This is a genomic window from Kitasatospora sp. NPDC101183 (assembly GCF_044767945.1).
Taxonomy (GTDB): domain Bacteria; phylum Actinomycetota; class Actinomycetes; order Streptomycetales; family Streptomycetaceae; genus Kitasatospora.
Map to the genome: position 1 here is coordinate 1 of NZ_JBIWOW010000032.1, position 13110 is coordinate 13110.

11 protein-coding genes and 1 pseudogene are annotated in these 13110 nt (G+C 73.2%); 7 read left to right on the forward strand and 5 right to left on the reverse strand.

Annotated features, from left to right (window positions below; all coding sequences use genetic code 11):
- Positions 1–261: 261 nt before the first annotated feature.
- On the reverse strand, positions 262–1713 hold the full coding sequence (locus ACIRRS_RS32855) for a M1 family metallopeptidase (protein WP_402978705.1): 1452 nt from the start codon (positions 1711–1713) through the stop codon (positions 262–264).
- Positions 1714–1972: 259 nt separating this feature from the next.
- Between ACIRRS_RS32855 and ACIRRS_RS32860 the strand changes: the two genes are divergently transcribed.
- Complete coding sequence (locus ACIRRS_RS32860) at positions 1973–2872, forward strand: carbohydrate kinase (protein WP_402978708.1); 900 nt, start codon at positions 1973–1975, stop codon at positions 2870–2872.
- Here ACIRRS_RS32860 and ACIRRS_RS32865 read toward each other — a convergent pair.
- Positions 2853–3380 (reverse strand): GNAT family N-acetyltransferase, encoded by a 528-nt coding sequence (locus ACIRRS_RS32865; RefSeq protein ID WP_402978711.1) that lies wholly within the window; start codon positions 3378–3380, stop codon positions 2853–2855. The two genes, ACIRRS_RS32860 and ACIRRS_RS32865, sit on opposite strands and share 20 nt — an antisense overlap.
- A 186-nt stretch (positions 3381–3566) precedes the next feature.
- Between ACIRRS_RS32865 and ACIRRS_RS32870 the strand changes: the two genes are divergently transcribed.
- Positions 3567–4610 (forward strand): polysaccharide deacetylase family protein, encoded by a 1044-nt coding sequence (locus ACIRRS_RS32870; protein WP_402978714.1) that lies wholly within the window; start codon positions 3567–3569, stop codon positions 4608–4610.
- A 21-nt stretch (positions 4611–4631) separates the two neighbouring features.
- On the opposite strand, the gene ACIRRS_RS32875 is transcribed toward ACIRRS_RS32870, so the two are convergent.
- Positions 4632–5063 (reverse strand): YchJ family protein, encoded by a 432-nt coding sequence (locus tag ACIRRS_RS32875; RefSeq protein WP_402978717.1) that lies wholly within the window; start codon positions 5061–5063, stop codon positions 4632–4634.
- 32 nt (positions 5064–5095) lie between these two features.
- On the reverse strand, positions 5096–5830 hold the full coding sequence (locus ACIRRS_RS32880; RefSeq protein WP_402978720.1) for a dienelactone hydrolase family protein: 735 nt from the start codon (positions 5828–5830) through the stop codon (positions 5096–5098).
- A 233-nt stretch (positions 5831–6063) separates the two neighbouring features.
- Here ACIRRS_RS32880 and ACIRRS_RS32885 point away from each other — a divergent pair, with 233 nt between their 5' ends.
- Both ACIRRS_RS32885 and ACIRRS_RS32890 read left to right on the forward strand, forming a co-directional pair.
- Positions 6064–6318, forward strand: coding sequence for a hypothetical protein (locus ACIRRS_RS32885; RefSeq protein ID WP_402978723.1), 255 nt, complete (start codon positions 6064–6066; stop codon positions 6316–6318).
- A gap of 158 nt (positions 6319–6476) precedes the next feature.
- Positions 6477–6875 (forward strand): hypothetical protein, encoded by a 399-nt coding sequence (locus ACIRRS_RS32890; RefSeq protein WP_402978726.1) that lies wholly within the window; start codon positions 6477–6479, stop codon positions 6873–6875.
- A 65-nt stretch (positions 6876–6940) separates the two neighbouring features.
- On the opposite strand, the gene ACIRRS_RS32895 is transcribed toward ACIRRS_RS32890, so the two are convergent.
- The gene (locus ACIRRS_RS32895) at positions 6941–8596 is read right to left on the reverse strand and encodes a cytochrome bc complex cytochrome b subunit (RefSeq protein WP_402978729.1); all 1656 of its coding nucleotides are present in this window, start codon (positions 8594–8596) and stop codon (positions 6941–6943) included.
- A gap of 389 nt (positions 8597–8985) precedes the next feature.
- Between ACIRRS_RS32895 and ACIRRS_RS32900 the strand changes: the two genes are divergently transcribed.
- From ACIRRS_RS32900 to efeB, 3 genes and pseudogenes are all read left to right on the forward strand, one after another.
- Positions 8986–9318, forward strand: coding sequence for a hypothetical protein (locus ACIRRS_RS32900; RefSeq protein ID WP_402978732.1), 333 nt, complete (start codon positions 8986–8988; stop codon positions 9316–9318).
- A gap of 240 nt (positions 9319–9558) precedes the next feature.
- Positions 9559–11649, forward strand: a complete 2091-nt coding sequence (gene efeU / locus ACIRRS_RS32905) for an iron uptake transporter permease EfeU (protein ID WP_402978734.1) — start codon at positions 9559–9561, stop codon at positions 11647–11649.
- A 104-nt stretch (positions 11650–11753) separates the two neighbouring features.
- Positions 11754–13004 (forward strand): annotated as a pseudogene (efeB, locus tag ACIRRS_RS32910) (iron uptake transporter deferrochelatase/peroxidase subunit); the annotation flags it as partial.
- Positions 13005–13110: the final 106 nt, after the last annotated feature.

A 13110-nucleotide genomic window follows, 5' to 3' on the forward strand; every position in this document is an offset into this window, starting at 1 on the left:
AACGGGCCGAACACCGCAACTGGCCGCCACCCGCTCCGGCAATCGTCACGATTGCCGGAACGGACACGACCTAAGTCATAAGTCACCGGCATTGGCCCTAGGCCCTGTCCGGCGGATCTTGCCGGGCGCACGACGCCGGGCATCCCGCCTGGACGCACGCCCGAATCGCCCAAGTACGTCCAGTACGAGGCCGACTCGGGCGCACGCCCAGCCGGGCGCCCAACGCCGCGCGCTGATCCGACAAGATCCGCCGGACAGGCCCTAGCCGGCCTCGACCGTCCAGTCCGGGTGCCCCGGCATCGGCGGGGTGCGGCGCCCGTACAGCCAGTCGCCGAGGAAGGCGTCGAGGTCCTGCCCCGACTCCTGGGAGGCGACCAGGACGAAGCCCTGGGTGTCGGCGACGCCGTGGCGGTGGCGGGCCAGGAAGGCGTGCTCGATCCGGGTGAAGGCCTCCTCGCCGACCTTCTCGCGCAGTGCGAACAGCACCAGCGCGCCGCCCAGGTAGCGCTGGTCGTCGAAGAGGTGCTCGGCCGTGGGCGCGGCCACCGGCCCGGCCGTGCGGCGCCAGTGGTCGCCCTGCCGGTAGACCTCGCGCATCCGGTCGGTGAGCGTGGTGTGCCCGGCGTCGTCGGGCCAGCCGCGCTGGTAGCGGTACGCCAGGCCGTAGTAGTCGGCGTGGCCCTCGTTGAGCCAGAGGTCGGCCCAGGTGGCGGGGGTGACGCTGTCGCCGAACCAGGAGTGGACGATCTCGTGCATCATGTGCGAGCCGATCGCGGGCTCCGGCTCGAGCAGGAAGCCGGGCTTGTACAGGGTGAGCGTCTGGGTCTCCAGCCCGGTGAAGCCGAAGGCGGCCGGGTCGTCGGTGTTCACCGGCAGGAGGCCGTACGACTCGAACGGGAACGGCCCCAACCTGTCCTCCGCCCAGGCGAGTTGGCCGGGGGTGAGGGCGAGGGCCGGTTCGAGCGCGGCGGCCCGGGCGGTCGGGACGACGTCGCGCACCGGCAGGCCGTGCGGGCCGGTGCGCTCGCGCACGGTGTAGTCGCCGACGGAGAGCTGCAGCAGTTCGGTGGCCATCGGCGCGCGGTAGGAGTACCGGCGGGTGGTGCGGCCGTCGCCCAGGTGCTCGGTGGCGGTCAACTCCCCTCCGGCCACGCCCGTCAGGCCGTCCGGGGCGGTCACGGCGACGGTGAAGCGGGCCTTGTCCCCGGGGTGGTCGTTGCAGGGGAAGACGGTGTGCGCGGTGTCCGGCTGGGGCGCGATCGCGAAGCCGTCCGGCGTCGGGACCCAGGCCGTGTGCGCGAGCCGGGCGCGCGGGTCGGCCGTGTACTCGACGCTCACCCGGGCCGTCGCCCCGCCCCGCAGCGGCCGATCCGGGGTGACGACCAGCTTCTCGTCCCGCGTCGCGAACCGCGCCGGCCGCCCGTCGACCCGCACCGCGCGCACCACCAACCCCAGGGCGTCCAGCCGCAGTTCGGCGAGGGTCCGGTCGATCCGCGCGGTGACGAGGGCGGTGGCGTCCACCGTCCGGGTGTCGCCCCGGTACTCGAAGGCCAGGTCGTAGGCGAGCGCTCGGTACCCGGGATTGCCGAGGTCGGGGAAGACGGGGTCGCCCACCCCGTCCGCGGCGCTCGCCACCGGGACGGCACCGGAGAGCACCAGCCCCCCGAGTACCAGGGCGACACCGGCACGGGCCTTGCGCAGAACGGTCAGCACACCGAGGGACCTTAGCGAAGGCGCCCCTCGCGACACGCGGTCGTCCCCCGGACGGCCCACCGTGCTGGCGTCCCGCCTGCGCCGTGCCTAGTGTCGGAATCACTTCGTCCCCTGACGGACGGGGCCACGGCCGCCGGAGCTCCTGGCCAGATCCGGCGGCCGTACTTCTGTGCCCGCATCCTGCTGTGCCCGTGCCCGCATCCGGTACGCCGTAGGCTGGCGCCCGACCGCCGCCCGCACCGGACGCCAGGAGCCCGCCGTGACCAGCCCCGATTCCCCCGTCCTGGTGATCGGCGAGTGCGTCGCCGACATCGTCCGCACGGACGGCGCCCCGGACGTGGTGCACCCGGGCGGCAGCCCCTCGAACGTCGCCTACGGCCTGGCCCGGCTGGGCCGCCCGGCCGTGCTGCTGACGGAGCTGGGGCCGGACGCCAACGGCCGCCTGATCCGGGCGCACCTGGAGTCGGCCGGGGTGACCGTCCGGGCGGCGGAGGTGGCGCGCACCCCCTCGGCGGTGGTCCGCCTGGACGGACAGGGGCGCCCCGGGTACACCTTCGACATCGGCTGGACGCTCCCGCCGGTCGACCTCTCCGAGCCGCCCGCCGCCGTCCACCTGGGCTCGATCGGCGCTGTCACCGAGCCGGGCGCCGCCTCCGTGCTCGCCCTCGCGGAGCGCTGGAGCGGCCTCGTGCCGATCAGCTACGACCCCAACGTCCGCCCCGCGCTGATGGGCGAGCGGGCCGGGGCCGTGCGCCGGGTCGAGCGCTGCGTGGCACTGAGCGGGCTGGTCAAGGCCAGCGACGAGGACCTCGCCTGGCTCTACCCGGGCGAGCGGCCCGAGGCGGTGGCCGAGCGCTGGCTCGCCCTCGGCCCGTCCGTGGTCGCCGTGACCCTGGGCGAGCGGGGCGCCTTCGCGCTCACCGCCGAGGGGGAGCACCTGCGGGTGCCCGCCGTCCCCACGCCGGTCGCGGACACCGTCGGCGCCGGGGACTCCTTCACGGCCGCCCTGCTGCACGCCCGCGCCGTCGGCGCCGGCCTGCCCGGCTGCCTGGCCCAGGCCGTCACGGCCGCCTCGCTCACCGTCTCCCGCCCGGGCGCCAACCCGCCCTCGGCGGCCGAGCTGGAGGCGGCGCTGGCGGTCAACTCCCGGACGGTGTGAGCTCCTTGCCGTACCAGACCTCGGCGTAGGGCCCGGCCTCGAAGGCGGGGATCTCCTCGTAGCCGTGGCGGCTGTACAGGGCGCGGGCCTCGACGAGGTCGAGGCGGGTGTCGAGCACGATGCGGTGGGCGCCCAGCCCGCGGGCGGCCTCCTCGACGGCGGCGAGCAGCCGGGCGCCTCCGCCGGTGCCGCGCAGCGCGTGGCGGACGAAGACGCGGGTCAGCACCACGGTGGTCTCGTCGCGCACGCGCAGCCCGGCGCAGGACTGGGCGGCGCCGTCGTAGCGGCCGAGGAGGAAGACGCCGGTCGGCGCGACGAGGTCGTTGCTGGGGGAGTCGGCGTACCCGGTGTCGAGCTCCTCGGGGGTGCCGTCGCGGTCGAGGTGGAGGCGGTAGTAGCGGTTGGCCACGTCGTCGTAGTACTCGCGCAGGAGCCGCTGGGCCTCGGGGTCGGTCACATCGCCCTGGGTGACGGTCCAGCGGTCGGTCGGGTGCGCGGCAGTGGTCATGGGCGCATGATCGTTGGTCGTCCCCGCCGGGCGCAATCGGGTTTTCGCAGGTGGGGCCGGGCAAAGGATGGGCAACGCCCCCGGCGCGTCGTTGCCCCGCGCGGGTGACGCGGGGTTGGTGGAGGGCCGCGACGGGGGAGCAGTGCCCTTATGCATAGACCATCAGATAGTCGGATTAATGGGGGTTTGAGGGGGAGTCAGAAGAGCGCGGCACGGACCGGCCTGCTGGCCGCCGTCTGCCTCTCCGCGGTCGTGGCCGGCTGCGCGGGGCCCGCCGGCCCCGCCCGCCCCGAGGCGGCCCCGGCCACGGCGAACGCCGCCGGTCCCGCCGCTGGCCCCGTCGCCGCTCCGGCCGCGAACGCCCCCGGCGACACGGCGGCCGAGGCGGCCCCCGAGGCCGGAGCCGCCCCCGTCGCCGAGCGCGGCACGGCCCGCCCGCCGGCCGCCCCGCCCCTGCTGCCCGGCCTCGCCCGCAAGGAGGAGGAGAGCAGCAGCGAGGCGGTGGCCCGTCAGGAGGCCGCCGTGCGCGCCGCCTTCGAGACCGCCCAGCGCTGGGGCGTCACCACCCCGCCGATCAAGGCGCCGCACCCGGCCGCCCGGGTCGCGCTGACCCCGCAGACCGGCGTCAAGATGAAGGACGGCCTCCCGCCCGTCGTCTACCGCGTCCCCACCGAGGACAAGGTGGTCTTCCTGACCGTCGACGACGGCGCCGAGAAGGACCCGGAGTTCTCCCGGATGCTCGACGAACTCGGAGTCCCCGTCAGCGCGTTCGTCTCCGACTATCTGGCCCGCGAGAACTACGGCTACTTCCGCGACCTGCACTCCCAGGGCGTGGAGATCAACAACCACACCATCAACCACCGCAACCTCAAGGTCCTCGACTACGAGACCCAGCGCGGCGAGATCTGCCGCCAGCAGGACCAGCTGGAACAGCAGATCGGCACCCGCCCCCGCCTCTTCCGCCCACCCTACGGCGAGTACAACGACGACACCCTGCGCGCGGCCGCCTCCTGCGGGGTGCAGGCGGTGCCGATGTGGAACGAGGAGGCCTGGCCGGACCGCATGGACTGGCGCTACGACGACCAGAAACTGCACCCGGGCGACATCATCCTGACCCACTTCCGGGGCACCGACATCTGGAAGGCGACCATGCCGGAACTGCTGCGCAAGGTGGTCAACGACGTCACCGCGGCCGGATTCTCCCTGGCCCGCCTCGACGACTACCTCTGAGACCTCCGACGGACGGCCGGATCAGCCGAGCGAGAGGGCGTCCAGGTACACCCAGGCGCCCTCGTGCCGGACGAACCGGCTGTTCTCGGTGAGCACCCCCTCCTCGCCGCCCTCCGCCCAGTGCGCCTTGAAGGCCACCGTCCCCTGGGCGTGGAACGCCCCGCCCTCCGAGGTGGAGAGCACCTCCAGCCCGGTCCAGCGCAGCCCCGGGTCCAACTCCACCTCGGCGGGCCGGGTGTCCGGGTGCCAGGTCCGCAACAGGTACGCCTCGTCCCGCGCGGCGAACGCGCTGTACCGCGAGCGCATCAGCGACTCCGCGGTACCCGCCACCGCGGCCCCCCGGTGCAGCCGACCGCAGCAGTCCCCGTACGTGCCGGGCAGGCCGCAGGGACAGGGGGACGAGGGCAACAACCGCGGAACGGCCTGCCGGGGCGCGGAACGACGTCGAGACATGGCCCCATTCTCCCCCACTACCTCCCCACCCCCTACGGCCGGTCCTCCGTCACCGGCAGGCACTCGGCGAGCAGGTCGACGACGTCGCGCCAGGCCCGCTGCGCGTGCTGCCGGTGGTAGCCGACGCCGGGGACGGTGGGGTGGTCGACCGGCGGGTGGTGGAAGGCGTGCAGGGCTCCGCCGTAGACCGTGAGTCGCCAGTCGACGCCTGCGGCCTGCATCTCGGCGGCGAACGCGTCCCGCTGCGCGGGCGGCATGATCGGGTCCTCCGACCCGACCCCGGCCCACACCGGGCAGCGAATGCGCGCCGCCTCGCCCGGGCGGCCCGTGGTCAGTGCGTTGACCGTCCCGATCGCGCGCAGGTCGGCGCCGTCGCGCCCGAGTTCCAGCCCGACGGCGCCCCCGGTCCCGTAGCCGACGGCGGCGATGCGGTCGGGGTCGGTCCGCGGCTCGGCGAGCACCACGTCGAGCGCCGCCCGGCCGATCCCCCGCATGCGGTCGGGGTCGGCGAGCAGGGGCATGCAACGGGCCAGCATCTCCTCGGGGTCGCCCAGATAGCGCCCGCCGTGAAGGTCGAAGGCCAACGCCACGTATCCCAGTTCGGCGAGAGCATCGGCCCGCCGGCGCTCGACGTCGCTGAGCCCCATGCCCTCCGGTCCGACCAGCACCGCGGGCCGCCGGCCGCCACCGGCCGGGAACGCGAGGTGCCCGACCATCGTCAGCCCGTCGGCCGGGTACTCGACCGTACGCGTCGTCGTCTCCGTCATGGGACCGGACTGTAGCGACCGCCGAGCCCGACCGGGCCGGTGTTCTGCCGCCGGCAGAACAGCGGCGTGTGGGGACTGGACGAGCGCCCGGTACTGCGACCGGTCGGTGCGATCGGTGCTCCACAGGAGCCACTGCACAGGGGGCGCAAGGGAAGTCGGAAGGCGGGACCGGGCCTGATGGGATGTCCGGTCGGCTGTGACAAGGCGGTCCGGGGCGGGTGACAATCCGGCGCATGGATGACGCGTTGACACTTCTTCGGCGGGCTGTCGACCTCCTGCCCGAAGGCGCTGAGGCGGAGAACGGCTGGACGGTCGGCCACGTGCGGGAGGAGATCGCGTTCCAGGAGTGGGAGTTGGCGCTCGGCCTGGCTCCGCTGCGGCCCGAGCGGTGGCGGCACCTGAGGCCCGGTGACGTGATCGCCATGCACGAAGGCCGACCCGTCGTGGGGCTCGCCGAGGTCGTCGAGGTCCTGCCGCCGCGCGTGTGAGGGCGCTGGGCACCACCGGGCCGGATCCGACGGCGAGTCGGGCGGTGAGCTGCGGTTGGTCACTGGTAGTAGTGACGTGGTCGCTGAGCGAACCACCCCAGGAGCGAGTCCCGTACGGCGTGCCGGCGGGGCGACCCGACAGGACACGAGGAGCGGTCATGGCTGGCAGACGGCGTCCGCCGAGAGCACGGGCCCCGCGGCAGGGCGGGTCGGCCGGCGGTGGTCGGGGGGAGTCCCGGCTGGGGCTCGCGCGGTTGGAGGGGTTCCTGGCGTGGGAGGCGGAGGTCGCCGCGGCCGAGCGGGACGCCCGGGCCTTCGCCGAGCAGTTCCCCTGGCTGCCCGCCGCGGAGCGGGAGAGCCTGGAGCGGGCCTACGCCGCCGACCGCCTGCGCTACGCCGAGGAGGTCGTGGACCGCGCGGTCGAGCGCTGCCGCCGCCTCGCCGCCCGCTACCGCGCCGAGTGCCGCCGCATCTGCGGCCGCTGGGCGGCGCTGTGCCTGTCGGTGACCCTGGCCGCGGCGCTGTTCGCTGTCGTCCCCGCCGCGTTGCGCGGCTGACCCCGCACGCGCGAAGGCCCGCCGCAAGCGACTGCGGCGGGCCTTCGTACGTCCGGCGGGGAGGGTCAGTGGTGGCCGTGGCCGCTGCTGATCTCCTGGTGCTCCTCGGCGGTGGGCTTGGCGATCTGGCTGCCCTCGCCGTAGAAGCCGCGCGACAGCTTGACCCGCGCGCGGGTCAGCAGGCCGGCCTTGCGCGCCACCCCGTTCTCGTCCACCGCGGGCGGCAGTTCGTCGGGCTGCGGCTGGTCGTGCGAGGTGAGGGTGAACAGGCGCCCCTGCGGCAGCGGGGCGTGGATCTCGACGAACTCGCCGTGCTGGAGCCGCTCGATGACGCCGGTCTCCCGGCCGTGCAGCACCTTCTCCTTGTCGCGGCGCTGGAGGCCCAGGCACCACCGCTTGGTGATCACGAAGACGATCACCGGCACGGCGAAGAAGCCCGCGCGCACCGCGTAGGTGATCGCGTTGATCGACAGGTGGAAGTGGGTGGCCAGCAGGTCGTTGCCGCCGCCGGCCAGCAGGATGAGGTAGAGGCTCATCCAGGCCGCGCCGAACGCGGTGCGCACCGGGGCGTTGCGCGGCCGGTCGGCGATGTGGTGCTCGCCCCGGTCGCCGGTCACCCAGGCCTCCAGGAACGGCCAGCACCAGATGGCCAGCAGCACGCTCGGGAAGATCATCAGCGGGACGAACACCCCGAGGTTGAGGGTGTGCCCGCCCCAGACGCTGATCTCCCAGCCAGGCATCACGCGGACGAGGCCCTCGGAGAAGCCCATGTACCAGTCGGGCTGGGCGTCCGTGGACACCTGGTCCGGACGGTACGGGCCGTACGCCCAGATCGGGTTGACGGTCGCGATCGCGGACATCACCGCCACCACGCCGAAGACCAGGAAGAAGAAGCCGCCGGCCTTGGCCATGTAGACGGGCATCAGCGGCATGCCGACCACGTTCTCGTTGGTCCGGCCGGGCCCCGCGAACTGGGTGTGCTTGTGGTAGAAGACCAGGATCAGGTGGGCCGCGAGCAGGCCGACCATGATCCCCGGGATCAGCAGGATGTGGACGGTGAACAGCCTCGGCACGATGTCCGTGCCGGGGAACTCGCTGCCGAAGATGAAGAACTGCAGGTACGTGCCGACGATCGGGACGGCCAGGACGGCGCCCTCCATGAACCGGATGCCGGTGCCGGAGAGCAGGTCGTCGGGCAGCGAGTAGCCCATGAAGCCGTCGAACATGCCGAGGAACAGCAGCAGCGCGCCGAAGACCCAGTTGATCTCGCGCGGCTTGCGGAAGGCGCCGGTGAAGAAGACGCGCAGCATGTGCGTCAGCATCGAGGCGACGAAGACGATCGCCGCCCAGTGGTGGATCTGGCGCATCAGCAGGCCGCCGCGGACCTCGAAGCTGATGTCGATCGTCGAGGCGTACGCCTCCGACATCCGGATGCCCTTGAGCGGCACGTAGGAGCCGTCGTAGACGACCTCGCCCATGCTCGGCTTGAAGAAGAGGGTCAGCCAGACGCCGGTGAGGATGATGATGACGAAGGTGTAGAGCGCGATCTCGCCCAGCATGAAGGACCAGTGGTCCGGGAAGATCTTGCGCAGGTTGGCCTTGGCGAGGGAGTAGATGCCGAGCCGGCCGTCGGTCCAGTCGGCGAGGGCCTCGGCCTTGTTCGCCGGCTTGGCGCGGGTGCTGGTGACCGGTCCCTGCTTCGACTGCTGGTCGGTGCTCACGACTGGCTCCCCGGCGTGCTTGGCGTGCCGACCGACGTGCCGAGGGGGAGACCCGCCGGCGGGAACGCCGACCGGCGAAGTGTTGTGATCATGGGACCTCTCGATGCGGGAACCGCCGGACGCACCGGCGGGCGGACCGGCCCGATCCGCCGGACCCGCTGCTCAGAGTGATGGGGCGCTTACTCTGACATGCTGTCGGCAGGGGGCCGACTGTGCACGTCCATCGGCCCGTCCGGCGGCTCGTGTCGGGCCGGACGGGGGGCGTTGCCGCCCGATCGGGCGTCCGCCGGACGGCCGTACGGGTGCCGCTGCTGCGGTCGGGTGCCCTTGGGGCGCTCCGGCGCGCGCCGCGCCCGGGGGTCGCGCGGGCGGCGGCCTACGCTGCGCCAATGGTGGAACACCCTGAACTCTGCGAGGACGTCACCGAGGCCCTGGCCCGCGCCGGTTTCGACACCGGGCCCGGCGCCTCACCGCTGCGGATCGGCCCCGGCCCCGAGGGGGTGGTGGTCGGCTGGTCGCCCGGGGAGGAGCCCGGCGGGCCTCCGTCGGGGGAGCCGTCCGGGGCGGCGCGGGCGGCGGTCGTCGAGGCGGCCGCGGTGGTGCTGCGCGAGCGCGGCCACCTCGTCGCCGGGACGGCGGACGGTGGGTTGCTCGTCACCGCCGTCGAGCCCGTGAACGCCCCCGAGGAGCCGGAGGCGGTGCCCGGGCAGTGGTGGGGGTGAGCACGCGGTCACGGCGTTGACGTGCTGTTTTGACCTTCGTACGGGCATTCCCATACCGAACTCTTACCTGAATCGGGGGTGCAGTTGACCGGGGCGCCTCTAAGGTTTGCCTAAGCTAAGCCGCGACGCCCTGGACCGTTCCGTCCGGGGCGTTCGGCTGTGCCGCCCCGCCCGCCTCCCGGCGCCCGGGGCGATTCAGGACAGGTACGACCCGGGGAACCCGGGGGAGGAGCCCGCTGCATGTGGGATGAAGCGTTTCCGAGCTTTCTGATCGGGTTGCGTGAGGGCCTGGAAGCCGGACTGATCGTGTCGATCCTCGTCGCCACGCTCGTCCGCTTCGGGCAGAAGGCCCGACTGCCCCAGGTGTGGACCGGCGTCGCGGCGGCCATCGCGCTCAGCCTCAGCTTCGGCGCGGTGCTCACCTTCACCGCGGCCAACCTCTCCGGCCACGCCCAGGAGGCGTTCGGCGGGGTGCTGAGCCTGATCGCGGTCGGCTTCGTCACCGCGATGGTGTTCTGGATGCGTCGCTCGGCGCGCACCCTCTCCACCGACCTCAAGGAGAAGGTGCAGGCCTCGCTCGCGATGGGCGCCGGCGCGCTGGTGCTCACCAGCTTCCTGGCCGTCGCCCGCGAGGGGCTGGAGACCTCGCTCTTCCTCTGGACGAACGTGCGCACCGCCGGGGAGTCCACCGGCCCGCTCATCGGCGCGGCCGTCGGCCTGCTGCTCTCCGCCGGGCTCTGCTGGGGCCTGTACCGGCGGGCGCTCAAGATGAACCTCACCCGGTTCTTCACCATCACCGGCGCCGGCCTGATCGTCGTCGCGGCGGGCGTGCTCGGGTACGGGCTGCGCGACCTGCAGGAGTCCGGGCTCGTCGGCGGGGGCACCACGTACGCCTTCGACCTGAGCGGGCACCTGGACGCCTCGTCCTGGTACGCGACCCTGGTGCAGGGGACGCTCAACCTGACCGTCACCATGACGGTGCTGCAGGTGCTGGGGTACGTGGCGTACCTGTGCATCGTGATGACGCTGTTCATCGAGGGCGTGCGCAAGCCGGCTCAGGCCGCTCCCGCTCCCGCTCCGTCGCAGGCCTCTGCTGAGAAGCCTGTCGAGGAGAAGGCGGCCGAGGAGAAGGCAGTCGCGGAGAAGCCGGCCGAGGAGAAGCCGGTGCGCTCCGGGCGGCCCCGCTGGGTGGTGCCGGCCGCGCTGGTGACCGTCCCGGTCGTGGTGGCCGGCGTGGTGATCGCGGCCAGCGACGGGAAGAAGGACAGCTCCTCCACCGTCGCCGTCTCCGAGTCCGAGTGCGGCCACGGGTTCACCACCCCGCTGCCCGGCCAGCAGGTCTTCCAGATGCACAACACCGGGGACAAGGTCTCCGAGGTGTACCTGGTCAACCCCGGCACCGGCGCCGTCTACGGCGAGATCGAGGGCCTGGCCCCCGGCACCACCCGGGCGCTGACCGCCACCATCGGCTCCGGCGACTACGCCTGGCGCTGCGTGCCCACCGGCGGAAAGTCCGTCACCTCGGCGGCCGTCCACGTCACCGGCGGCGGCCAGGTCAAGGCCGTCAAGCCCGTCGCGGAGGACGACCTCAAGGGCCCGCTCGACAGCTACAAGGACTACGTCAACAAGGGCCTCGCGACCCTGCTGACCGAGACCCAGAAGCTCCAGGCCGACGTCCACGCGGGCGACCTCGCCACGGCGAAGACCGACTGGCTGACCGCCCACCTCCAGTACGCCTCGCTCGGCGCCGCCTACGGCACCTTCGCCGACCTCGACGGCAAGATCAACGGCCGCCCCGACGGCCTCGCCGACAAGGCGCAGGACAAGGACTTCAGCGGCTTCCTCCGGCTGGAGTACGGCCTGTGGCACGGCCAGTCCGTCGAGGAGCTGACCGGCGTGGCCGACCAGCTCTCCGGCGACGTCGCCAAGCTCGTGCAGGACTTCCCCGGCCAGCAGTTCGACCCGGGCGACCTGCCGCTGCGCGCCCACGAGATCCTCGAGAACACCCTCCAGTTCGAGCTGACCGGCGACACCGACCAGGGCAGCGGCACCAACCTGGCCACCGTCCAGGCCAACCTGGCGGGCACCCAGGAGCTGCTGACCGTCCTGCAGCCGCTGCTCGACGAGCGCGACCCGCAGGTGCTGGTCCGCGTCAACGCCGGGATGAAGCGGGTCGGTGACCTCGTCGCCGCGGCCCACAAGCCCGAGGGCTGGACGCCGCTGGACAAGCTGCCCGCCGGGGACCGTCGCCAGCTCAACGGCGCCACCGGCCAGCTGCTCGAAGACCTCTCGCCCATCCCCGCCCTGCTCGAGATCCGGAAGGCCGCCTGATGAACGACCGCACCGCAGCCGCCGGAGGCACCTGCCCCTTCCCGCACGCCGCTTCCGCTTCCGTTCCGGCTTCCGTTCCGGCCTCCGCTCCGGTCGAGTCGGGTGCGTGTCCGGCCGGACCGGCCCGGCGCGGCTTCATGCGCGCCGCGCTCGGCGCTGGCGCCGGGGCCGCCGTCCTCGCCGGAGGGGCCTCCTTCGCCCTCGGCGCCGGACCGGCCTCGGCCGGGGACACCAAGCAGGCCTCGAACGGGGTCGTGCCCTTCCACGGCGCGCACCAGGCCGGCGTCACCACCCCGGCCCCGGGCTACGCCGCCTTCGTCTCCTGCCAGGTCATCGCCCAGGACCGCAAGGGACTCGAGGACCTCTTCAAGACCCTGACCGAGCGCATCCGCTTCCTCACCGCCGGCGGTACCCCGCCCGACCTCGGCGTCGGCGCTCCGCCCGCCGACAGCGGCATCCTCGGCCCGACCGTCGCCACGGACAACCTGACCGTCACCGTCGGCGTGGGCGCCTCGCTCTTCGACGACCGCTACGGCCTGGCCAAGGCGAAGCCCGCCAAGCTCGCGCCGATGAAGACCTTCCCCAACGACAACCTCCAGGCCGCCGAACTGCACGGCGACCTCTCGCTCCAGATCTGCGCCGACCGCCAGGACACCGTGCTGCACGCCCTGCGCGACATCACCCGGCACACCCGGGGTGCGCTGCAGATCCTCTGGCGCATCGACGGCTTCCAGAACCAGTCCCGCCCGGACGGCGCGCAGCGCAACCTGCTCGGCTTCAAGGACGGCATCGTCAACCCGGACACCACCTCCTCCCGGGAGATGGACCGGCTGATCTGGGTGCAGGACGGCGCGGGCGAGCCCGCCTGGGCGGTCGGCGGCAGCTACCAGGTCATCCGCATCATCCGGATGCTCATCGAGTTCTGGGACCGCGTCACCCTCTCCGAGCAGGAGAAGATGTTCGGCCGCCGCCGCGACACCGGCGCGCCGCTGGACGGGCACCAGGAGAACGACGCCCCGGACTACGCCAAGGACCCGGAGGGCAAGGCGATCCCGCTCAAGGCGCACATCCGCCTCGCCAACCCGCGCACCGCCGACACCGACGCCACGCGCATCCTGCGCCGGGGCTTCAACTACGACCGGGGCGTGGACAAGGCGGGCAACCTCGACATGGGCCTGGTGTTCTGCTGCTACCAGCAGGACGTGGTGCGGCAGTTCGAGGCCACCCAGACGCGGCTGATCGACGAGCCGCTGGTGGACTACATCTCGCCGACCGGTGGCGGGTACTTCTTCGTCCTGCCGGGCGTGAAGGACAACGCCGACTGGCTCGGGCGGGGGCTGCTGGCCGCCGTCTGACCCCTGCTGGGCGGACGGGGGCTGATCCGCCCCGGTCCGGCCCTGCTGTACGGACGGGCCCCGGCGATCGTTTTCGCCGGGGCCCGCTGCCGTGTGCCGGTCGTTC

Bases quoted from the DNA above. Each gene is read 5' to 3' on its own strand.
- ACIRRS_RS32865 (WP_402978711.1), bottom strand. From the start codon at position 3,380: ATGACCACTGCCGCGCACCCGACCGACCGCTGGACCGTCACCCAGGGC.
- ACIRRS_RS32875 (WP_402978717.1), bottom strand. From the start codon at position 5,063: ATGTCTCGACGTCGTTCCGCGCCCCGGCAGGCCGTTCCGCGGTTGTTG.
- ACIRRS_RS32880 (WP_402978720.1), bottom strand. From the start codon at position 5,830: ATGACGGAGACGACGACGCGTACGGTCGAGTACCCGGCCGACGGGCTG.
- ACIRRS_RS32885 (WP_402978723.1), top strand. From the start codon at position 6,064: ATGGATGACGCGTTGACACTTCTTCGGCGGGCTGTCGACCTCCTGCCC.
- ACIRRS_RS32890 (WP_402978726.1), top strand. From the start codon at position 6,477: ATGGCTGGCAGACGGCGTCCGCCGAGAGCACGGGCCCCGCGGCAGGGC.
- ACIRRS_RS32900 (WP_402978732.1), top strand. From the start codon at position 8,986: ATGGTGGAACACCCTGAACTCTGCGAGGACGTCACCGAGGCCCTGGCC.
- efeU (WP_402978734.1), top strand. From the start codon at position 9,559: ATGTGGGATGAAGCGTTTCCGAGCTTTCTGATCGGGTTGCGTGAGGGC.